The organism is Lacticaseibacillus styriensis, assembly GCF_030770295.1.
GTDB classification, from domain to species: Bacteria; Bacillota; Bacilli; order Lactobacillales; family Lactobacillaceae; genus Lacticaseibacillus; species Lacticaseibacillus casei.
Genome location: NZ_CP132483.1, coordinates 2,312,907 through 2,335,054, shown reverse-complemented (window position 1 = coordinate 2,335,054; position 22,148 = coordinate 2,312,907). Strand labels below are relative to the sequence as shown.

Sequence of the window (22,148 nt, the reverse complement as noted above, 5' to 3'; positions counted from 1 at the left end):
GTCAAATGATTAGTCCAATCTCAGAAGGGGGCGCTTAAATTTGGATGTGGAGACTAGAGACCCTCTTAATCAATTAAAAGGAGAAAACTAATTAACAAGATTCAATCTCTCGAATCATACAAGCATATTTTATCTAGCGGAGGATCATTAAATCATGACAAGTGAGCTCGAACTTGCAAAAAAATCAATAGATAAGAATCCGTATCTTAGCTGGCAAAACATTAGTGAGTTTGTCTTAATCGTGTTCGTATTACCTGGGATTATCTATTGTATTAAACAAGACAAATCAATTAATAACTATACGTTTCATGGTATTCTCATTGGAGCTTTCATACTCATAGTCATAATAGTGGGAGTTTGTTCGGCCAGGAGATTTCCTGGAGAACTAGACAAGAGTATTGATGAAGTAACCAAAAGTTTACAGAGTAGGTTCCCTATTCGTGGGCAGAAGCAGATTGAGTTTCTAAACGAAATCATCTCTGAATCTGAAAACACTAAAGGATTCTCAAAAGGGACTATTACAGCGTTGGCTTGGACATCAACTGGCATCTTAGCTTTTCAATCAGCCTTAATAAACTATACAAATAATTTTGCGACACAGATTGTAGCAGCCATTGGAGCGGTTAGTGACCAGAATACTAAAATACAGGGTGTTCTTGAGCTAAAAAAAAGCTGAGTGAATCATCTGATTATGTATTTGCCTTTTCTGTAGCGACAGTCTTTGTGTGTGGGATCATCGTTTGCCTGAGTTTTTTACAGACAGTAAGTAAAAATCGGATTGTTGCTATTGCGGCTCGGGAGCTTAAGTATAAGCAACTGAGGATTGCTCATAAGGATGAGAATTCAAGCAATAATTAAGAACCTCTTGCAACTGAAAAAAAACGAAGATAAGATTCCGGTTTTTATAGTGAAGGTAGGAAACGTCTGAAAATGTAATCTGATGCCTTGAGTCTCCGTCTCTTACATCTGGCAGACTTTCAACAACAAAGCCTCACCCCGTTCATGCATCCGGACAATATCTTCGTCAACGGCAATGACTTCCGCGTGGCCCATCGTGGCGTCCCTAAGGTCATGGCGCCGGCCCAGCCCAATGAAGCTGATTTCCTGAAACAATTAAAAGCCATGGTCGTTGCCACAGTGCTGCCTAAATATCACTTTGAACCGCTGATTGAGGGCTTAGACCAGATTCGCGACCGCTTCGTGCGCAAGATCGCCGAAGCTCAGACCATTGATGACCTAACGGATCTGCTCAATCAGGCTTATCGCGACAACACCAAGGACATTACGTCGGTAGCGAAAAGTCGTTATCGCACGTTCAAGTGGCTGGGCATTGTCATGACAACACTGGCCGTGATTGCGGTTGGCGGCGTGATTTACTTGGCCGGGGTGACGTTACCCAAACAGAACCGCGTCATTGCCAGTCAGAATGCCTATGCCATTCATGACTACACGGATACCGTCCAGGCACTCAAAAACGACGATCCCAAAACTTTATCCAATTCAACCCGCTATGTCTTAGCTACCAGCTACATCAACCTCGATAACCTTTCCCAGAAGCAAAAATCCGGTATTCTGAGCAACCTGTCGCCAAAATCCAGCGAAAACAACTTATTGTACTGGATTTACACCGGCCGCGGGGACTTCAAAGCCGCTTTGAATCTGGCGCAGGGTATTGGCGACAATCAGCTGATCCTGTATGCCTACACCAAACTCTACGATGCCACCAAGGCCAACAACAACCTGGACGGCGCCAAGAAGCAACAGTTGCTGAAAACGTACGGTGATAACATTACGAAATATGACAAAAAAGTAGGAGGCAAAGCCAATGCCAACACAGCTCAATAAGACAATGACCCAGCAATACCCGGCTGTGCCGAACTTTGATGATCAGATCGTCCCGCGTGATGCCGTTCAATATGACGTTTTCAGCTATGGCCCAACGTTTGAACATGTCGAAATTACGGATCCCAGTCGCGCCGTCACCCTAAACCAAGGCCAACTGCAACAACACGATGGCCAGTGGACGTTAGACGGCACCGACCAAACCAGCCAGCAGCTTCATGATCAAGGCATCATCGTGATCAGCCACGATCAGCTTCAGCTGTTGACCACCACGCTGCCAGTCAATGACTGTTTAATTGGTGATGTTCCTTCTGCCGGCATTCGGTATCAGACAGAAGCAACGGTCTACCTGGTTCGCCGTACCGATGGCGAGTTTGACTTTTATGTCACCCAGAAGAAAGCGCCGGTTTACCTTAACGACCGCCGCCTCACGTCAGAACAAGGCCAGCTTCATCGCTATGATCGGTTGGTGGTCGATGGTCTCCTGCTGGTCGTTGAGAAGCAGCAATTCAAACTGGCTTCCTTCGATCAACGGGATATCAGCCTGAATGCCGGAGTTGTCCGGGAAGAAGCCTTTCAGCCGATTTATCCGGTTGACTTTCCGAAGTTCCATCGCAGTCCGCGGATCATGTTAACCCCGCCAACGGATAAGATTTCTCTTAACCAGCCGGAATCTGTCGGCGAGGAAACCAAGAATAGTCTGGTCCGGGCGATTTTACCGCCGTTAACCATGGTCGCGGCGAGTCTGGCGACCAGTGTCCTGAGCGGCGGCAATCCCTTGATGAGTGTCGGGATGGGCGGCGCCAGTCTGGTCACCGGCGGCCTCACCGCCTCGGCCTATTTCACCAATAAAAAAGAAAGCCGCAAAAAGCATCAGAACCGCACGGCTGATTATGAAGCTTATCTGATCAACCAAACGGCCAAACTGGCCAAGTTAGCGGAACAGCAACGCCATGCCGCCACTTACCACTATCCGACCACCGACAGCATTGCTGAAATGATCGCCACCTACAACAGTCGGCTGTATGAAAAAACCACCAACAATGCCGACTTCCTCAGCTTCTCGCTGGGAACCGGTTATGTGCCGGCCAGTTACAAGGTAGAATGCTCGGCCAACGATAGCAAGCAAGACGATCTCGTCAAACGCGCGCAAAGTCTCGCGGCTGATTATCAAACCTTGGCACATATGCCGATTACCACAACATTAAATCAAACTACCTTGGGATTGGTCGGACGACCAGTCATCACCAACGAAGCCATTCAGGCACTGTACCTGCAACTAGCCGCTTTTCATTCGTATCGGGACGTGCAATTCATCACGCTGGTTCCGGAGAAAGATTACGCAGATGTCTGGGCCAAATGGCGCTGGTTACCGCACAATCAGATTCAATCGCTGAACCTGCGCGGCATCGTTCATGACACCCAGTCCAAGGATATGGTGCTCAACAGTTTCTACCAGCTCATCAATAAACGTAAACAAGCACTCAAAGAAGCCGGTCATGAAGGCATTCAATTTGCGCCGCATTATGTCTTGACGATTCTGGATGAAAGCTGGCTCAACGGCCATCAGCTCAATGAATTCCTGGCCGAAGACATGTCCCCATACGGCGTCAGTGTCATCTGGGTCAAAGAAGACGAAGCCATGTTGCCGGAAACTGTCACGTCGTATGCCAAATACGACAACAAGGATGCCGCGGAACTGGTGAACGAACAGGGCCATTACGTGGCCAAGAAGTTCGCCCCGCTGCGCCTGCCGCAACAACATGATCTGGCGCAGACGATTCGGCGCTTGGCTAACCTGCATCACGTTGAAGCCGAGAAAAATGCGATTCCCGAATCCGTTAGTTTCCTAGAGCTTTACAAAGTCAAATCCGTTGATCAACTCGATGTCGAATCACGTTGGGCCAAAGCCAACACCTCCAAATCGCTGGCGGTGCCGCTGGGTCTACGTGGTAAAGACGATATCGTTTATTTGAACTTGCACGAACGCGCCCATGGCCCGCATGGACTGGTCGCCGGCACCACCGGTTCCGGGAAATCCGAAACCATCCAAAGCTACATGCTCAGTCTGGCGGTCAACTTCGCTCCTGAAGATGTCGGCTTCCTGCCCATCGACTTTAAAGGCGGCGGCATGGCCAACCTGTTTAAAGACCTGCCGCATCTGCTCGGCTCCATCACCAACCTGGACGGCGCTGGTTCCGCCCGCGCCCTTGCCAGCATTCGCGCCGAATTGCAAAAGCGTCAGCGCTTCTTTGGCCAATACGGCGTCAACCACATTAACGGCTACACCAAACTCTACAAAAAAGGCAAAACCATCACCGATCCCAAGGAAAAGCAAAAGTATCCGGATAAACCGTTACCGCATCTCTTCCTGATTTCCGATGAATTCGCCGAACTGAAAGCCAATGAGCCCGACTTCATGGCCGAACTGGTTTCCACCGCCCGCATCGGTCGTTCCTTAGGTGTGCACCTGATCCTGGCCACCCAGAAACCCAGTGGCGTTGTCGATGACCAAATCTGGTCCAACTCGCGCTTCAAGCTGGCCCTCAAAGTCCAAGACGCCGCCGACTCCAACGAAATCCTGAAAACGCCAGACGCCGCCAGCATCGTTGAACCCGGCCGAGCCTACCTGCAAGTCGGCAACAACGAAATCTACGAACTCTTCCAAAGTGCGTGGAGCGGTGCTACCTACGGCCAACGCAGCGAGGAAGCCAACAAAGTCGACGAACGCATCTGGAGCATCAACAACCTCGGCCAATACGAACTCCTGACCACTGACCTGTCAAGCAACGATGACGTCAAGGAACAGGACACGACCGAAAAACGCACCGAACTGGACGCAGTGGTCGATTACATCGCCAAAACGGCCAAAGCCGATCATGCGGTGTTGCCGGATAAGCCGTGGCTGCCGCCGTTGGGGACTGAGTTAGTCGCACCAGCGATTGATTTCAAAACAAAGTGGGCGAAGCATCAGTTGAACACACAAGTAGCGGTCGGTGAACTGGATATTCCTTCAAGACAGGAACAAAAACCATTTGTGCTGGACTTTCAGAAGCTGAGCCATACCGTTATTTTTGGCAGTGCCGGTTTCGGGAAAAGCACCGCGCTACAAACACTAATTCTGAACTTAGCCAAGATGAACTCACCTGAAGAGCTTAACTTTAATCTCTTTGATTTTGGTACCAATGGCCTCTTGCCCCTAGCCAAACTTCCGCATGTCGCTGATACAGTGACACTCGACGAAACCGACAAACTCATGAAGTATCTTCGCCGAATTGTGGCTGAACTTGACAGGCGCAAAGACTTATTTAAAGAAAATGGTGTGACGTCATTGGAACAGTATCGGGAGAAGACACACAAACAACTGCCTTTGATCGTGAATGTTTTAGACGGTTTTGATCCCGTACGCGAAGATGCGAAACAAGAACCAATCGAACTGGTCATTAATCAGGTCCTGCGTGAAGGTGCCAGCCTCGGTATGTATATGATTATGACCGGTTTGCGAACCAACACCTTTAAGTACAGCATGTTAAGCAACGTGCCAACTAAAATTGCGCTATTTATGGTTGACGAGGGTGCCGCTAAGGAAGTTGTTGGCCGCGATGCGTTGCCGCAACAAGAAATTGTTGGTCGTGGGCAAATCAAACTCGATCAAGTGACTGCCTTGCAGTTCTATCTTCCTGCCGCCGGTCAAACCGATATTGAACGGCTCAATGCACTGGACAAAGAGGTGGAAACTCTCGCAAAAGCCTGGCAAGGTTCTGTGCCGGCGCCAGTGCCGATGGTACCCAAGACGCTGACAAAAGAAGCCTTCTTTGCAAATCCAGATGTGGATAAACAACTGGCCAAAGCGCTGTTGCCACTTGGTCTAGACAAAGAAACGACAGATGTACTTGGCTACGACTTGAATAAGCATCCATTCTTTACAATTGTTGACGATCTGGGATCGCAAACAGCTTCAATTACGGATACTTTATTGACCGACTTCGGTAAGCTTGGTGAAGACTATCAGAAGTATCTGATTGACGTCAACAATACACTAGAAGACCAACATGATCAGTTCGATGTGATTGTCGATGGTGATGAATCAGCCACGATCATGGATGAATTCAATGAGGAGCTTGCAGCCCGTAAAGAAGCACCAGAAGATAAGCGTTTCTTGATTTACATTCCTGAGTTTGTTGAATTCTTTAAAAATAAAGTCCCATCAGAAGATAAAGTGCGTGATCTCTTACGTGAAGGTTATAAATACGGCATTCACATCATCTTACAAACGGATAAAGGGAAGATTGATGCTGCTTTCGATGCAGCAACCAAGTATGTCAAAAACAATATGGTCGCCGGTATGGTGGGTGCACGCATTACCGACCAGCAATACATTAAAGCTAAGGCAGATTACAAAGAACCGATCATGGCAGACGATGAAGACAACTTCTTTATCGGTCGCGCTTATCAGCGGATTAAATTGATTGGAGGAGAAGACGATGGCTGATATGGACATTCTACAAGCATTGCTTGGCAGTACACAAAGCTCAACTTCAGACGCAAAAGCAAAAATCCGAAAGCTGAAGGAAGCCAAGTCGAAACTGGAACCGCAGATAGAAGAATATGAAACGCTAGCCCATTCATTAACAAGCCTCAAGACCAGCACAAGCCACAGCACTTTCAAAGGCACTCGCCGGGAAAAGTTTGACAGCAACCTGCAGGAAATGACCAGTGCCTTAAAGTCTGAAATCGCCAAACATCATGATGCGATCCAAAGTATCAATACTAAAATCGGACAGTTGGAGATGCAGGCCGACAGTATGGACAGTCAGATCGGTCAGTTAATTGAACAGATTGCCAAACTGGCGACAGATTAGGAGGTGCCATGATGGCAGGGAAAATCAGTTATTCATCAGATGAATGGCAGTCAGTTGTAGCCAAAGCATCGAGTGGCAATTCGTCAATTGCGCCGGGGAAAGGCAGTTCGATTTCGAAAACAACCCTTTCAAATTTCCGGGATCTGTACACCGAGCAAGAGACGATTCAAACATTAGTTCAGCGTTACCGTGAATATGCGGAACAAGATACCCAAAAGATGAGTCGTGTTGGGCACAAGAAGCAGGCCGATGATGAAGCGGATGCGCGCGAAACTATGGCGAGCTTGAATGACAGGAGGAGTCGTTGATGGATAAAGGACAAGGCAATGACAATCTTGAAATGTTGCGTGAACTGCTTACGGCACATACCTTTGACGATGAGGTTCAGGTAGATGACCAGCTTTTGTCGTTCTTAGTCCAGATCGGGCATACCAGTCAGCTACTACGAAATGTGTATCACGCTCTTTCTCAAAGAGACGAAGCATACACCTATAAACCGTTGCTTGGTAGTCCAATCGAATTTCGGTTTGATCATAACCTCCAACAAGTGACGGTTCATAAAGCAACTATGAATAAACAGGTCACAATGGATGATTTCTTATTTCTCTTGGGATCAGCCGATGCGGTGTATGCGCCCGTCTTACCTCTCGGCACTGTTCTGGTTTTGAACAAGCGAATGCTTGACCCTGAAATCACCAAACCATTTGAGAACAAGGACTTTAAAGTTCTGATCACTGGCAGAAAGATCCCCTTATCAGAAGACTACGCTAACTACCTTATTGATTATGTTACGCGACTGTGGCCGTATGGTGAACTACCAGAAACCGAGCCGCTGATGGTTTCAAATATGATGATCGAACGAGTCGATCAGTTAGGGCCAACAGATGAATTTGCCGATGGATTTGCAGAGAACATTCTGCACACGAATCAGTTGGTGGAAGGGCGACTGTCAACGGCATTTATGGCCTCAGCCTTGGCCAAGAAGTTGGTTACAGCCATCCAAAACGAAGGGAATGAAACAGCCTAATGGGATTTCATGTCGATTTAAAAGAAGTCACTGAAGCAGGCAAAAGCTACCAAGCTAAAGCCAAAGCGGTGACGGAACAGATCAATCAGAGTGGTCTTGCTTTAGGCCATGTTGCCGATTCAAAGGCGCTGGAAGGGGCGACTGGCCGGGCGATCGGTCAGGACATTCGCAATATTCATTTACCGATTGCGACGGCCTTGGTTGATTTGTATCGGGCACTTGATCTGGCGTTTCAGCAAGAGCAGGAACGCTTTGCCACAACGGTCAAAGAAACCGATACCAGTGCCGTCATTGATGAAGACACGCTGGACAGTCTCAGTCAGCGGTTGGATCAATTGCGACAGGAGAAAGACCAACTGGACAGCCAAACCAAAAACATTTACCGCGATGTCGAAGATATCGTCAGTCTTTCGTTTCCCTCAACCAGCAAGTTTGACCACGAAGCTGCCGATACGCATGATGTCCTGCAACACACGAAGACGTGGGTGCATGAGTTTGAGGGACAGCAAGGTGCTTTGGACAATCTTCATGACATTGAAAGCAAAGTCCAAAGCAAGCTTGGGGAAGCCGAAGGCATCGTTGGCAATGCCTTCTCGAGTTCCAAGTTGATGAGTGTGGCGTCCTCCACCAGCTTTAGGACTTATGTCAAGCAGAAGCTGGGGAGTTTGGAACGGCAAGTCGAGAAGATGCGGCGGATGGACCGGAAGAAGAAGTGGACTAAGGAGGTTAGAAAAGGCCGCGAGTTCTATGAAAATGAGCATGTCGATAACTATGGTGACCTAGTTTCTGCGTCAGGTCAGTACTTTATTTCCAAGGGTAAAAATAAGATGCGTACAAGTGAGTATGCGACTGGATTAAGAACTGATCCAATTGCATATGATACGAATACGCGCGCGTACAGGATAGGGCAGGCTGCTGTCGATAAAGGGAAAGTTCTTGATGGTGTTGGTAAACGGCTAGGTAAGGGACTACCCTTTGTTAGTTTTGGAATTGATACGGTTGACGATATTGTTAATAGCCATAGGCCAGTGGGACAGGCTGTGATCTACAATGGTATGGCTACTGGACTGGGGTATGCAGCCGGAGTTGGAGGAGCAGCTATCGCTACAGCGTTTGCTGCGCCAGGTATTTTGGTAGTGGGAGCTAGCGTGGTAGCCGCGGCTGGTGCTACTGCATTTTTTGAACTACTTTATAAAGATAATGTTCTTCATTTAAAAGATGGGATTAACGGCATTGGGAAGGGCTTCGATTGGGGCTTTAATGCACTACGCGGTACGCTTGAGGCTTCCCCCAAATCCGTCGGGTATGTTTTTTCGGTCTAAATATTTTAATCTTCTTTAAAAAACAACATTCTGGAGGCATCATGACAACCATTCAGTTCCGACCAATATATAAATACTTTCGATATGAGATGGGCGTTGCAAGTGATGGAAATCATTACTTAATTGACATGGGAAATCCCTTTATGGCGTGGTTCTTTTATCCATATAGTTTTATCGCACCTATGTGCTGTTATTTAATTTCTGATGAGGTAGCAAGAAATTTATCACACCAAAAACGAAGTGCGCCAACTTCGGTGGCATTGGCAGGAGGAGTAGGGGTCTTAGTAAGTTCAGTTATTCGACACACTGATAATAGTTTTGGAGTCACGATGAGCCTTGGAAATAAACTATTTTTAATTGTGCTTATTATAGGGGTCTTGATAGCTAGTCGGCTTTATGCCATGAATAAAGCCAAAAAGTTTGTCATGGAAATAGGGGCAGAACTAAATTCCGGAAATGAAAAGATGATTCATTTGCGGCCCAATGAAGTGAAAGCTTTTTTTACAATTAGTTTTCTAATGCTAGCAATGGCAACAATTCTAAGCATCAATACATTTATAGTTTTGCAGCCTCAAGTGAACATTTTATTTTTTCTAATTTTTGCAATAACCTTTTTTATTTATATATATCTGTCATCTTTAGCCTTGTTACCTGCCTACTCATTTACTATTTACTTTTCTCATAAAAAGTAAGTTGAATCAGGTCCGAATTTAGTTATTGCATTTAAAAATGACTGACTATACTCTTATTTTTAAGAGAATAAAAAATATATCAATAGGGGAAATTCGTAAAGGTGTGGGAACTCATAAGAAACAATTATCAACGACATTTGTGGCCTCAGCCTTAGCCCAAGAAACTGGTTGCGGTCATCCAAAACGAAGAGAATGAAACAGCCTAATGGGATTTCATGTCGATTTAAAGGAACTTACTGAAGCAAGCAAGATCTATCAAGCCAAAGCGTTTGAAGGTTTGTATAAGAACAATAACCTTGGAACAAAAACGCTTGTAAACGGAGCAGGTAATTTAATAGATAAAGGATTGAGCTCACTTGGGCATGTTTTTGACGGGTTCTCCACATCGACTGGTCACGTTGGTGTTTGAAGAAAAGCGGTGAGAATAGAATACAGATCATCAGGAATACAGGTCTTAAGATTACATCGGAGGAATTATGCATAAAGCTAAATTTCATTATGTGAAAGCTTATTTTACTTTCGAAGTGGTTGAAACCACAGATGGTGCCGTTTATTTAGTGGATATGGGGTCGCCCTTTATCGCTTGGTTTGCTTTGGTAAGTGGGTGCTTTATACCCAGAAAATGTTACCCAATCAGCGGTGATGAGAGAGAAAAGATTTTACAGCAAAAAGGACCCAAGGCCAGAAACGTTTTATTTACAGGTGGGATTGCAGTGCTAATTAGTATACTTAGCCGCGACACCTTGCATATATTTTCAGTGTCGACCAATAGGACACTTAGATTACTGCTCATTCTGTTGGTTTTGATGATCAGCGTATTAATTAAGTGGGGCGCTGTTTGTAAGGCTCACAATATGATTCGGTCATTGGGTATCGCTTTGGACGAGAGGCACTCTGTTAAAATCTCCTTTTCAGTAATGAGTTTTAGAACATTATCTAAGCAAATAAGAATTGCCACAGTAGTTTGGATTTGTTTAGTCTTTAGCTTAATACTAAATTTCCAACCAGTTCTTAACCTTATTAACCTACTAATGATGGGAGTTTTATTTTTCGGGATTGTGGGCATTTCCAGCTTTAGCTTTCGAGAGAACACTGAATACATTGTTAAGAAAATAAGGGAGACATAATAAAGACAAGATTATTAAAAAGCAAAGCACAATCTTGCTTGTTTTCCGCGATGAGATTTTCTATGTCAAATTAGTCAAGCATGTTTGGGGATGACAATGCATCAATCGTCCATGTTTTCTCACTATATCCATAGGAATGTTATTTGACTCTTTCGGAAGTTGCTTAAAGACATGTGTATTTAAATCAAAGGGGGAAGTATGGAAAGCGCTCAATTCAAATACGTCACGACAAATTTTAACTTTGAAGTTGTTGAGTTATCTGACGGCTCGAGTTATCTCGTTGACATGGGAACGCCAGTAATCGCATGGTTAACTTTAATAATGGGCTGTTTTATTCCAAGGAGATGTTATGCCATCTCTGATGAAGATAAAGCAAAGATCCTTGGGCAGGAACAACAGAGGAGCCGTAATACAGGATTGATAGCCGGAATCGCTATCATAATAAGTATGCTTAGCCAGAATTATGATAATATATTGTCTTTCCGCTTGACAACACTTACGAAATCCTTTTTGATATTAATCTCCTTAATTATTTCTTTTGTTGTTAGAAATGCTTTTGCTCGTAGAGCTCAGCGGATGATTATGTTAAGGGGAGTTAATTTAATTAAAAGAGAGCAATTCAAAATTAGCTTTTCCGTGAGGCAAGTTAAGCCCATACTTAAACAAATTTTACAGGCGTTAATTGCATGGGGAATGATTTTTGCACTTCTTGTTTTTATATTACAACCGAGTATGAACATCGTTAATCTTTTAATGTTTGGAATGGTCTTTTTTGCCCTTTTGGGCCTCACTAGTTTTTGTTTTCGTGAGGACAGCGCATACTTTGTGCGTAAGATAGAGCGTCTAAAATAAAGCGGGTTAATTTGGAACATCGGTTCAATCATGAACGAGAATATAGCGCCTTCGTTTTTTAGAAGATGGTTCATAAAATAAAAAGGAAGTGGCATAATGTCAAACTTATATCCATTAGGTTCAGTTGTAACCCTTAAAGACGGCACCCAGAAAGTCATGATCATTGGTCGAGGCGTTGTGACGAACGGTGACGAAGACAAGGAGTTTTTTGATTACGTTGCTTGCTTGTATCCTGCAGGTATCTTCAATGACCAGATGATCTACTTCAACCAAGAGAACATTGACCACTGTTTCTTTAAAGGCTTTTCTGACGAGGAAGAAGCGGCCTTTGATAAGGTTTATCCATCACTCGTTTCGAAGTTGCCAAAAGATGTCAGTAGAGGAAAGGCCTGAGGTTTTTTTAACACAGTAAACATCACTGGTGATACATTGCTGTTAAGTTGAAGTGTACTGTTACAAGCCACTGAACCTAGAAACAATCAAAAGAGATCATCTATAAAGTGCGCAACACGTGAGGAAAACCGAATCAGGAGCGACACTGCGAGTTGATGGTGTCCAGAAGTTAGCAGAAACCTATGCGTTGTTAAATCAGGTTATAAATGCGTACAGCACGGTTGTTGAGCATGATGTCAGTCGTTTTAAACAGCAAGGTACGAATGATATTCAGTTTGACAAACAGTATGCATCTGGTTGGGAGTGATTGATATGGCAAAGAGTGCAGGCGATCAAATTGATTTCGAACGATTGGTCGAATACCAACGTGATATGCATCGGGGGCTTGAACGACGCAAGGAAAAGCTACAAAGCCTGAAAAGTTCACTGACGAATCTCGGACATTCGCCAAATTATCAAGGAACGACAGCGGATGCGGTCAGAAGCTACATTGATGAAGTTCACGTTTCGGGTATCATTAATAACTTACTGACGCTGATTGAAAGCTTTGAAATCGTTTTGGATGATTATGTTGCCGAATATCCGGAAGTTGATGGTGGTGAGAGTTTTCGCCTTGCTGATCAGGATTACGAGGCGCTGCAACGCAAGATTAAAGAAGAAAAACCAAAAATCACGCCAATTAGGAGAAGCGTCGTCAATACGTTAGATGCCGTAGACGACATTATTTCAACATCTGGCCGTAGCAAAGTGAGTGTATACGGGGCCTCGCTCGAAGATCATTTAAGCAACATGAATCACTTAATTGATGATCAACAGGAGAAGTGGGGCATGTATGAAGTTGAGCACGCCCAAGATACAGATGATCTGCAGACGATGATCACTAAGATTCGCAGCATGATCGCCCAATATGCAAATGGGAAGCAACCAACTTTAGATCAATATCAGGCAGGTGGTTTTGCGGCCTTAGCCGGGCAAGCTTTTCTCGAAGACATGAACAGCTTAGCCGAACAAAATCGACAATCTGCCAATATGGATCGTGGAGCACTTAAGTTGATTCAAATCTACCGGAAAGATCAGAGAGATTATGACAAACGAGTTGCCCAGAAAAAGGCACAGGAGCGACAGGATCGGTGGTCGAAGGTATGGATGAATGGCATATTCTTTTTAGCTGGCGCGGCCATTACGATTGCAAGTGCTGGCACAGCAATGCCGCTCGTAGTAGCCATGTTTGCTGCCAATACAGCAATGTCACTCTCTGACTTGGCTGGAGATGTTCAATCTGCGCGGCTGAATAAAGACCAAGCTGGGCCTGCTAAAGGATTTATGCAACATTTTTTCGGAAAGAAAAATGGATCAATGGCTTACGAAACTGTAGAGTTAGCAACTTCTGTCGTTGGATCGGGAAAAGCAATTACAAATTTGGCAGATAAGGGTTACTTGGTTTAAACAGCAAGTAAAGAAAGCGTAGTTGATGCATACAGAGACTGGAGTGCCATGGATGGTCGTGGGACAGGATTAAAAATACGGCAAACACTAATATTCAGATGACGCTCCACCCTATATCAGCGGCTAATAATGGGCATGTTTTGCCACAGTTAACCGAATTTGCAAAGGGAAAAAATTGTCAACGAGCCTTCACGTTGCCGGGGCATATGGAGAAGATTGGTGCCGAAGAGCCGACAAAGATTGGTGCCGAAGAGCCGGCACTGCTTGCTATTCAAACATAACCTTGGTATCATATTGGACGTGACTGGAGGGAACAAGATGTCAGTAAAGAAAGTTGCTTTAGCTTGTTCGGTTTGTGGGCAACGGAATTATTTTGTTCCCGAAAACCCGAAGCGAACGGAACGGTTAACTTTAAGAAAATTTTGTAAACATTGTGGCCGGGTAACGGTTCACCAAGAAACCAAGTAATAGTGGAAGGAGCGGACTGATGAAATTTATCAAAAGTGTTTTTGCGGAAATGAAGGCTGTTACGTGGCCGACCGCGAAACAGACACGGCGTGATACGTTTACCGTCATCATGACTTCCATTATCTTTGCCATTTATTTTGCGGCGGTTGATTGGGTCATTAACATGATCTTTCAGGCGTTCTTGTATTAAAGCCTGACAAACCGCTTCATCTTTGCTATACTATGAGCAGCGCAAAACCGCCTTCGATGACGGTTTTTTATTTTGACTCAAAACACAAAAAGGAGAACATTATGGCTGAAACAGTAACATCAGCAGAGAAGCATTGGTACGTGTTGCACACTTATTCCGGTTATGAGAATAAGGTGAAGACGAACCTTGAACAGCGGACGACCAGTATGAATATGGATGATTATATTTTTCGGGTGGTCGTTCCTGAAGAAGAGGAACACGAACAGAAGAATGGTAAGGATAAAGTTGAAATGAAGAAGACTTTTCCTGGCTATGTGTTGGTTGAAATGGTGATGACTGACCAGTCTTGGTTTGTGGTCCGGAATACGCCGGGAGTTACGGGGTTTGTCGGCTCACATGGGGCCGGTTCAAAACCAGCGCCTTTGCTGCCGGAAGAAGTTGCCAGTGTACTGCATTCGATGGGGATGAGCACGCGCCATCAGAATGTTGAGTTTGATGTGGGCGAGCCAGTGACGATTATCGATGGTGCCTTTACCGGCATGCATGGTAAGGTGACGGCGGTTGATAAAGATAAGATGAAGTTGAAAGTTGTTACGGAAATGTTTGACCGTGAAGTGACAGCCGAATTGGACTTTGATCAAGTCGATAAGCTGTAGGTAACGCCTATGAGCGGCTGGTTCTGGATTCTTGTGACGCTGGGCGTGATTGTCGTTGTGGGCGTGATGACCGACTATTTTCTATTGGCGCGGACTGGCTATGCGCCGGTGCCGCTCGTGATGGATCCGACACCAACGTTGTTTATTCCCGGGCATCTGGGGACGCGCTATTCGTTTGGCCATATGTTGTGGCGTATGCAGCGGCGTTATGGCTTGAGCAAGGATGTCGTGGCCATTGTCGCCCCGGATAGCAGCGTTCATTTGCGCGGACAGTTGAATCTAAACCATCACGCTGCCGTTCAGGTGTTGTATACGGACAAAACGGTGCGGCCCGCTGCCCAGTTGCGCGGGTTAAAGCATGTGATTGTCGCTTTGCAGGAACAGCAGGCGTTTACCCGGGTTAATTTGGTCGCGCATTCGATGGGCGGGGTGACGGCGGTGCTGTATTTATTAAGCCAACCTGCTGTTCCGGTGGCGAATCTGGTGACGATTGCCGCACCGATGAATGATGTGGAGGTTGCGCGGCGTTCGCCGATTCTTAATTGGCCGTTGACCCGTCAAGGACCGGAGCATACAGCGCCGATCTATCAATATTTTCAACGTTCGATTGCCAACTTGCCGCCAGATTTACGGTGGTTGAATATTGCCGGCGATTTGATGTTGGGTGGGCGCCACGATGGTGAAGTGGCGATCAGCAGCAGCTTTTCCGTGCGGTATTTGGTGAAGGATCGGATCAAAGATTATACTGAGGTTGTGATTCGCGGACCGCGGGCAGCCCATAGTCTACTGCACGAGAATCGGTTGGTGGACCATGATATTGCCGAATATTTATGGCAGCGCCAACGCGATTTTTAGGTGCAGCTTAGTTGAAGTAGATAGTTGAAGGTTTGCGGACAGAAGCCGCCCAGGAGGAAATGAACATGGCAGAAGTATATTTGGCTGCACCGTTTTTTGATCCTGCTCAGATTGAGCGGCTTGATCAGGTTTTGGCAGCTTTGCATGCAAATGAATCGGTCACCGCGATTTTTTCACCGCGTGATGACACGAACAAGGCGGGCTTAACGCCGAACTCGCCAGGGTGGCAGCGGCAGGTATTTGGTGAAGATATTCAGGGACTGCACCGCGCAACGGTTTTGGTTGCCATTCTGGACTATGTCGGCGAGAATCCCGACCCGGGAACGGCGTTTGAGATCGGGTACGCCTACGCGCACCATATGCCGATCGTGGCGCTTCAGCTTGGCGAGATGAAAATGAATCTGATGCTGGCAGGGTCGATTACCTGCTTTGTGAATGATGTGACCGAGCTTAAAAGCCTTGATTTGGACCATGTGTTAGTGCGGCCGTATGTCGGACCGGTCTTTTAAATCCGCAAATAGATCAGATGTCGTCAGCGATTTCTTGCGCTGGCGATTTTTTAATTTCGTCATTATTTTTAAAAAGCCGTGCATCCCGCGTTGGCCAGGTGGTTGCCAACATTAACAATTTGTTATTGATTAACCTATATCTTGATATTAGGTTCGTTTGGCTATACCATATCTTGTATACGGGAGGGACAGCTATGCAAGTTATGATGAAACCGATCACCTTGGCACCTGATTTTATTGCCGAGGTCAAGAAAGAAATTAAACCACACTGGGGCGAACTGGGGTGGGTCACGTATAAGCGGACCTATGCCCGGTGGTTGCCGGATCAACAACGGACCGAGAATTGGGATGAAACCGTCAAGCGAGTGGTTGAGGGGAATATTAACCTTGATCCGCGGTTACATACAGCCAATCCTGATTCAGAAGTCGTGGACGAACTGCAAAAAGAGGCACGGAATCTTTTCAAGCTTATTTACGGGTTGGCTGGCACGCCATCTGGCCGCAATCTGTGGATTTCCGGAACCGATTATCAAAAGCGTAATGGCGATGCCTTGAATAATTGCTGGTTCATTGCCATTCGTCCGCAACCGTATGGTGAGTCGCATATTGTGCCGACGGATTTTTCGGCTGACCAGCCTGCTGTCTCGATGCCGTATTCCTTTATGTTTGATGAATTAATGAAAGGCGGCGGCGTCGGTTTTTCCGTCACCAAAGACAACATTGCCAAGTTGCCGCCGGTCGCAAACGCCGTTGACTTGACGATTGTGATTGATCGCAACAGTGCTAGCTACGCGGAATCGCTGAAAATGGGTGCGGTTGATCGAGAGGCTTGGGAACAGGCGCATGCAGCCGAACATAATGATCGCTACGTTTTGCCGGATACCCGTGAAGGCTGGGTTTTAGCCAACGCCAAGGTGATTGATCATCATTTTGCGACGACTAATCCTAGTGGTCAGACCAAACTGGTGCTGGATATCAGTCGGATTCGGCCAAAAGGCGCCCGGATTCATGGCTTTGGCGGCACGGCTTCCGGTCCGATGCCATTAGTCGAGATGTTGCTGGATATCAACAAGGTGCTCAATGCGCGGGTTGGCCAGCGGTTGACCGCGGTTGACGCTACGGATATCGGCAACTTGATCGGCAAGACAGTGGTGGCCGGCAATGTGCGGCGTTCCGCGGAAATGTCGTTAGGATCGGCCGATGATGACGCGTTCATTACGATGAAGCAGGATCAAAAAAAGCTTTATCATCACCGCTGGGCATCTAACAACAGTGTCGCGATTGATACGCAGTTTGACGCTTATGCACCGATTGCGACAGCCATTGCCAAAAACGGTGAACCGGGCGTTGTGAACCTCGATTTATCACGCCGCTTCGGCCGGATTGTCGATGGTGAAAATGCAGCTAACGATCCGGATGTGGAAGGCACCAACCCATGTGGCGAGATTTCGTTGGCCAATGGTGAACCATGCAACTTGTTTGAACTCTTTCCGGTCGTTGCGGTGCAACAAGGTTGGAAATTGAAGCAGGCCTTTGCGTTGGCAACGCGTTATGCCAAGCGAGTAACCTTCAGCAATTACGACTGGCAGGTTTCCCGTGATATTATTAGGAAGAATCGCCGCATCGGCATTTCGATGTCCGGAATTCAGGATTGGTTCCTGGATGATTTTGGTCATCGCGTCGTGTCCGGATTTGAACCGGTTGTGGATCCGCACACCGGTAAAATGCTTGAGAAGCCGATTTATAATCCGGAAATCAAGCAAGCAGTGGATGGCTTGTATCACGCGGTTGTTGATGCGGATCAGGCTTATTCCGATGCATTGGGCTGTGAGCCTTCCCGCAAACACACCACGGTTAAGCCATCGGGAACCGTTGCTAAGCTGGCAGGCGTTTCAGAAGGCATGCATTTCCATTATGCCGGCTACCTGATTCAGCGCATTCGGTTCCAGGCCAACGACCCGTTGCTGCCGGCTTTGAAAGCATGCGGTTATCATATTGAGCCGGATGTTTACACCAAGAACACGATGGTCGTTGAGTTCCCGATTCGCGCGGCGCATGCTGACGATCCGGCATTTGCTTCAGCCGGAACGGTTTCGATTGCCGAACAGATTGCGACCCAAGCATTCTTGCAGACATACTGGTCTGATAATGCGGTCAGCTGCACGGTCACCTTCCAGCCGGAAGAAGCCGATCAGATTGCCGGCTTGTTGTCACAGTATCGGCACGTGATCAAGTCAACATCCATGTTGCCGTACGTTGGTTCAGGTTTCAAGCAGGCGCCAAAAGAGCCGATTGATGCTGACACCTATACGCAAAAGTGCGCCAAGATTCACGGATCGGTCGCAGCTGTTTTTGCCGCCCAAAATGCCAATCATGATCAAAAAGATCTGGAATTAGTTGACCAGACGGATTGTGCTGGCGGCGCTTGCCCGATTAAGTAAAAATGCGGAGGAAATTGAAGGTTATGTTGAAGAAAGCTTTACGCTCGCTGGTTGTCTTTTTTGCAGCAATGTTTGTGCTGGCTGGTTGCAGCAACAATTCGAGCAGCGCTGCCAAATCCAGCAGCAAGCCGAATCAGATTGTGGTCACTTATCAGCTGAAGCAAAATGGCAAGGCGTTTGCCAAGAAAAAAATTACCCAACCCAAAAAGTCAGTGGTGATGACCGGTCTGAAAAAAGGTTGGTCGGTCAAGGCTTCGAAAGGGTTTATCACTGAGATTGCCGGCAAGAAGCAAAATGTTGCCAAGAAGACTTACTGGCTATACACCATCAACGGCAAGATGGCGAAAAAAGGTGCCACAACGCAACCGGTCAAGAACCACGATAAAGTTGTTTTTGACCTGAGTGTTACCAAATGAAGCTGCCAACGTCAGCCAAAAAGCCATCGCCTGTTCGGGCGGTGGCTTTGCTTGGTCTATTGACGGCTTTGTGCACGGTTTTGCGGATCGTTAAAGTGCCGATTCCCAACGTTCAGCCGGTGACAGATATTTTGATGGTCGTGACGTTGTTACTTGGACTGCGCTGGGGACTCAGCTTGACCGTCAGTACGCTGGTGGTCTCCAACCTTGTCTTAGGATTCGGCTTGTGGACGCTGCCGCAAATCGCGGCTTATATGATTTGCATGCTCGTGTTGCAGGCGATTGTGCTGATGTTGCCGGTCGTCCGGCGCCTGCTTTGGCTCCAAATCGGCTTGGCCGGGTTGCTGGGCTATCTTTATGGGTTTGTTGTCAGTCTGGGGATGGCGGTCATTGGCAGTTTGAATGGACTCGGCTTTTGGGCGTATTATATCAGTGGCTTGTTGTTTGATACTTATCATGCGATCGGGAATCTTGTTTTTTATCCGATCGTTCTGGTGGTGTTGCAGCAAGGGTTGAAACGGTTTAACCGCGGATAACGCGCTTACGGAAAAGAGGACTAGTCATGAAACTTTACACAAAAGTCGGCGATCACGGTGCCACGAAACAGATTAATGGTAAGAAAGTGCCGAAATATGATCCGCAGATTATCGAGCTGGGCGATTTGGACGAGCTTGATTCATGGCTTGGCTATGTCGCTTCGCAGGCAACGGCGACGCCGGGGTTTGATTGGCTTGCGCAGGCGTTGGAAGACCGGCAGCGGGAGCTTTATGAGTTGCTGGCCGACGTTGCGGTACCGCGGCACCACACCATTACCGAAGCGCATGTCAAGGCACTGGAAGATGCGATTGATGACATGATGGCACAGGTGCCGCGTATCACCGCTTTTGTGTTACCCGGTGGCCATCCGCTGGCAGCAGCGTTGCAATATGGCCGCGCCGTGGCACGCCGAGCGGAACGTTCGCTGGATCTGCTGGCTGAAGGAGATAAGACGGTCACTGCAGTGGTTTTGCAATACAGCAATCGGCTATCTGATTACCTTTTTGCATTGGCACGTTACGTCAATTTCAAAGCAGGCGTTCCTGAAGTGAAGAGTAAGTAAGTGCATGGGTGATAACAAAAAAGTGCCAAGGTCATAACGACCGGTGACAATACAAAAGCGCATTCGTAATAAGAGTGCGCTTTTGTTTTCCCTGAAAATAGTTCGGAAGGATTAATTAAGATGTTAGTGCCAAAGCGGAGCAATCGTAGGCCAGATGGGGCTCAGCTGTGCCCTCCGCTCTAGCTTCGCGTCGCCACCCCATCTGGCCGGAGATTGCGAAGTTTGGCACGGCTCGGAATTTATGGTCTAAAACTTTTCTATATTGTTCGCCATTCATTAAACTAAGAACATTTTCGCGGAATTATTATTTAGAATCATTAGCTTCGATTAGTGGATACATTTGCAGCAGATTGTGCCGCTCGAACCAATAGCCAAGCCGCAGTAATTGATCTTCGCGACCCTTAGCAGCCACAAACTGGATGCCCAGTGGTAGACCATCCGGTGATATAGCGGTGGGAAGGCTAATGGCCGGGGCGCCGGTTAAGTTGGCTTGTTGGGTGAACGGCGAGTATGCGAGGCTGGGCTCAAATAAATCCCAGACGAGCTGCTTTTGCTCATCCGGTGCAAGCTCGACTGCGTGTTTCATTTTATCGACGATGGCAGGTGATTGTAGCTCAGCATCAATGCGCGGCGCCGTTTTCGCTGTCGTTGGCGTTAACAGCAGATCATAGCTGTCGTGAAAATGACTGTAAGCTTCGGCTGCTCGATCCCAGACGCCCAGCGAACGGCTGTAATCAGCGGCCGTTGTGTGCAATCCGGCTTGATAAATGGCCCACGTGACGGGTTCGACGTCTTCCGCAGTGACCGCGCGGCCGGATTGCTCGGTATAGGCTTGGAACATGGCCGCGGTTTCGCCGCCGTTCATCAAATAATAAGCCTTCATCAAGGCTGTGCCATCCACATCCGGCTGTGCTTCAACAACAGTGTGGCCAGCCGCGCGCAAGGCATCCACGGCTAACTTGACTGCCTTGACTGCCGTGGCGCTAACCGGTGTACCGACAGGCGATTGCGTGGTGTAGGCGATTTTTAACGGCCATGGGTCATTGACGTCTTCGAGATGCAACGGTGGCGCATTAAACGGTGCGGCTAATTGGGTCGTTGCCAGTCCGCGCAACAAGGCTTCGGTATCGGCCATGGTGCGGGTCAAGGCAAAGTTAATGGAGGCACCTTGCCACCCACGCCACTCACCCGGCCCGGTCGGCACGCGCCCACGGGTAGGTTTTAAGCCGATTAAGCCGGAAAAAGAAGCGGGGATCCGAATCGAACCGCCACCGTCAGATCCGGCAGCAAGCAAACTGATGCCAGCCGCGACCAACGCCGCCGCGCCGCCGGAAGAGCCACCTGGCGAATAGTCCAGATTCCATGGATTCCGAGCCGGACCGTAAAGCGTAGCATCAGTGATATTTTTGAAGCCGAACTCCGGTACATTACTTTGACCGATGATCACAAAACCCAGTGCCTGTAATGCTTTGACAAAGTTATTGGTGCTGGTAGCTTTGGCATCTTTGAATAGCCGACTGCCGGCTGTGGCCGGTGCGCCGGCGAAGTTTTGCCCCAGACCTTTCAAGACCAGCGGCACACCCAAGAATGGTTGGCCGGTGTCTTTCAGTTGCGCGGTATCGTGTTTGGCAGCCGCAAACCTTGTCCAGGTGATGGCATTCAGTTTGGGGTTGAGCTTGGCAATTTTATCGGCCGCCGCATCGATTAAGTCAGCGCTGGTAATGGCGCCGGCACGAATCGCGGCAGCTTGGGCTAATGCTGAAGAAATCATTAATTTTTCCTCCAAAAGGGTCTTCCTGACAACAATGCTACTTTAGTTATCTTTGACAACCATCTTACTGTCAAGTTATTCTTTGAGTAAAGCTAATTGCCTGCAATGATTCATGATTTTTTTGCTAGGCATACAAAAAGGGGTGAGAAGAAGCGGCTTATGGAACAAGATAATAGTGAC

The 22,148-nt window shown here is 47.3% G+C and carries 23 protein-coding genes and 1 pseudogene; 23 read left to right on the top strand and 1 reads right to left on the bottom strand.

Features of this window, described 5'->3' with window-relative positions; genetic code table 11:
- The first annotated feature begins 154 nt into the window (after positions 1 to 154).
- The 23 genes and pseudogenes from LACSTY_RS10990 (at position 155) to LACSTY_RS10880 (ending at position 20,197) form a co-directional block, all read left to right on the top strand.
- Positions 155 to 676 (top strand): hypothetical protein, encoded by a 522-nt coding sequence (locus LACSTY_RS10990; RefSeq protein WP_087912666.1) that lies wholly within the window; start codon positions 155 to 157, stop codon positions 674 to 676.
- A gap of 269 nt (positions 677 to 945) precedes the next feature.
- Positions 946 to 1,845, top strand: coding sequence for a type VII secretion protein EssB (essB, locus tag LACSTY_RS10985; protein WP_225362695.1), 900 nt, complete (start codon positions 946 to 948; stop codon positions 1,843 to 1,845).
- Positions 1,826 to 6,334 (top strand): type VII secretion protein EssC, encoded by a 4,509-nt coding sequence (gene essC / locus LACSTY_RS10980; protein ID WP_087912665.1) that lies wholly within the window; start codon positions 1,826 to 1,828, stop codon positions 6,332 to 6,334. The genes essB and essC overlap by 20 nt, the downstream gene beginning before the upstream one ends.
- Positions 6,327 to 6,704: a YwqH-like family protein gene (locus tag LACSTY_RS10975; protein WP_087912664.1), complete on the top strand. Its 378-nt coding sequence runs from the start codon at positions 6,327 to 6,329 to the stop codon at positions 6,702 to 6,704. The genes essC and LACSTY_RS10975 overlap by 8 nt, the downstream gene beginning before the upstream one ends.
- 8 nt (positions 6,705 to 6,712) lie before the next feature.
- Entirely contained in the window at positions 6,713 to 7,012 is a 300-nt protein-coding gene (locus tag LACSTY_RS10970) for a hypothetical protein (RefSeq protein ID WP_151901591.1), read from the top strand.
- A complete protein-coding gene (locus LACSTY_RS10965; RefSeq protein ID WP_087912662.1) occupies positions 7,012 to 7,731 on the top strand; it encodes a DUF4176 domain-containing protein in 720 nt (239 codons plus the stop codon). The genes LACSTY_RS10970 and LACSTY_RS10965 overlap by 1 nt, the downstream gene beginning before the upstream one ends.
- Positions 7,731 to 9,053 carry a T7SS effector LXG polymorphic toxin gene (locus tag LACSTY_RS10960; protein ID WP_225362694.1) on the top strand — a complete coding sequence of 441 codons (1,323 nt, stop codon included), beginning with the start codon at positions 7,731 to 7,733 and terminating at the stop codon, positions 9,051 to 9,053. Before LACSTY_RS10965 ends, LACSTY_RS10960 begins: the two co-directional genes overlap by 1 nt.
- Positions 9,054 to 9,094: 41 nt before the next feature.
- Positions 9,095 to 9,745 (top strand): DUF443 family protein, encoded by a 651-nt coding sequence (locus LACSTY_RS10955; RefSeq protein ID WP_087912661.1) that lies wholly within the window; start codon positions 9,095 to 9,097, stop codon positions 9,743 to 9,745.
- 205 nt (positions 9,746 to 9,950) lie between these two features.
- Positions 9,951 to 10,154: a hypothetical protein gene (locus LACSTY_RS10950; protein ID WP_087912660.1), complete on the top strand. Its 204-nt coding sequence runs from the start codon at positions 9,951 to 9,953 to the stop codon at positions 10,152 to 10,154.
- Between the two features lie 67 nt (positions 10,155 to 10,221).
- A complete protein-coding gene (locus LACSTY_RS10945) occupies positions 10,222 to 10,872 on the top strand; it encodes a DUF443 family protein (RefSeq protein WP_087912659.1) in 651 nt (216 codons plus the stop codon).
- Positions 10,873 to 11,070: 198 nt separating this feature from the next.
- On the top strand, positions 11,071 to 11,724 hold the full coding sequence (locus LACSTY_RS10940; RefSeq protein WP_087912658.1) for a DUF443 family protein: 654 nt from the start codon (positions 11,071 to 11,073) through the stop codon (positions 11,722 to 11,724).
- 96 nt (positions 11,725 to 11,820) lie between these two features.
- A complete protein-coding gene (locus LACSTY_RS10935) occupies positions 11,821 to 12,117 on the top strand; it encodes a DUF4176 domain-containing protein (protein ID WP_087912657.1) in 297 nt (98 codons plus the stop codon).
- 118 nt (positions 12,118 to 12,235) lie between these two features.
- Entirely contained in the window at positions 12,236 to 12,424 is a 189-nt protein-coding gene (locus tag LACSTY_RS10930; protein WP_087912656.1) for a hypothetical protein, read from the top strand.
- 5 nt (positions 12,425 to 12,429) lie between these two features.
- Positions 12,430 to 13,563 carry an LXG domain-containing protein gene (locus LACSTY_RS10925; RefSeq protein WP_087912655.1) on the top strand — a complete coding sequence of 378 codons (1,134 nt, stop codon included), beginning with the start codon at positions 12,430 to 12,432 and terminating at the stop codon, positions 13,561 to 13,563.
- A gap of 318 nt (positions 13,564 to 13,881) precedes the next feature.
- Complete coding sequence (gene rpmG / locus LACSTY_RS10920; RefSeq protein ID WP_075760979.1) at positions 13,882 to 14,031, top strand: 50S ribosomal protein L33; 150 nt, start codon at positions 13,882 to 13,884, stop codon at positions 14,029 to 14,031.
- Positions 14,032 to 14,050: 19 nt separating this feature from the next.
- Positions 14,051 to 14,221, top strand: coding sequence for a preprotein translocase subunit SecE (secE, locus tag LACSTY_RS10915; RefSeq protein ID WP_010492112.1), 171 nt, complete (start codon positions 14,051 to 14,053; stop codon positions 14,219 to 14,221).
- Positions 14,222 to 14,322: 101 nt separating this feature from the next.
- On the top strand, positions 14,323 to 14,877 hold the full coding sequence (gene nusG, locus LACSTY_RS10910) for a transcription termination/antitermination protein NusG (protein WP_025013288.1): 555 nt from the start codon (positions 14,323 to 14,325) through the stop codon (positions 14,875 to 14,877).
- A gap of 9 nt (positions 14,878 to 14,886) precedes the next feature.
- On the top strand, positions 14,887 to 15,732 hold the full coding sequence (locus tag LACSTY_RS10905; RefSeq protein ID WP_087912654.1) for an alpha/beta fold hydrolase: 846 nt from the start codon (positions 14,887 to 14,889) through the stop codon (positions 15,730 to 15,732).
- A gap of 65 nt (positions 15,733 to 15,797) precedes the next feature.
- A complete protein-coding gene (locus tag LACSTY_RS10900; protein ID WP_087912653.1) occupies positions 15,798 to 16,241 on the top strand; it encodes a nucleoside 2-deoxyribosyltransferase in 444 nt (147 codons plus the stop codon).
- 194 nt (positions 16,242 to 16,435) lie between these two features.
- Positions 16,436 to 18,682, top strand: coding sequence for a ribonucleoside-triphosphate reductase, adenosylcobalamin-dependent (nrdJ, locus tag LACSTY_RS10895; protein ID WP_087912652.1), 2,247 nt, complete (start codon positions 16,436 to 16,438; stop codon positions 18,680 to 18,682).
- A gap of 26 nt (positions 18,683 to 18,708) precedes the next feature.
- On the top strand, positions 18,709 to 19,098 hold the full coding sequence (locus LACSTY_RS10890; protein WP_087913290.1) for a DUF4430 domain-containing protein: 390 nt from the start codon (positions 18,709 to 18,711) through the stop codon (positions 19,096 to 19,098).
- Positions 19,095 to 19,710 (top strand): annotated as a pseudogene (locus LACSTY_RS10885) (ECF transporter S component). Before LACSTY_RS10890 ends, LACSTY_RS10885 begins: the two are co-directional and overlap by 4 nt.
- Entirely contained in the window at positions 19,661 to 20,197 is a 537-nt protein-coding gene (locus LACSTY_RS10880; protein ID WP_087912650.1) for a cob(I)yrinic acid a,c-diamide adenosyltransferase, read from the top strand. The pseudogene LACSTY_RS10885 and the gene LACSTY_RS10880 overlap by 50 nt, the downstream one beginning before the upstream one ends.
- Positions 20,198 to 20,501: 304 nt before the next feature.
- Here LACSTY_RS10880 and LACSTY_RS10875 read toward each other — a convergent pair whose 3' ends face one another.
- Positions 20,502 to 21,968, bottom strand: a complete 1,467-nt coding sequence (locus LACSTY_RS10875) for an amidase (RefSeq protein WP_087912649.1) — start codon at positions 21,966 to 21,968, stop codon at positions 20,502 to 20,504.
- Between the last annotated feature and the right edge of the window lie 180 nt (positions 21,969 to 22,148).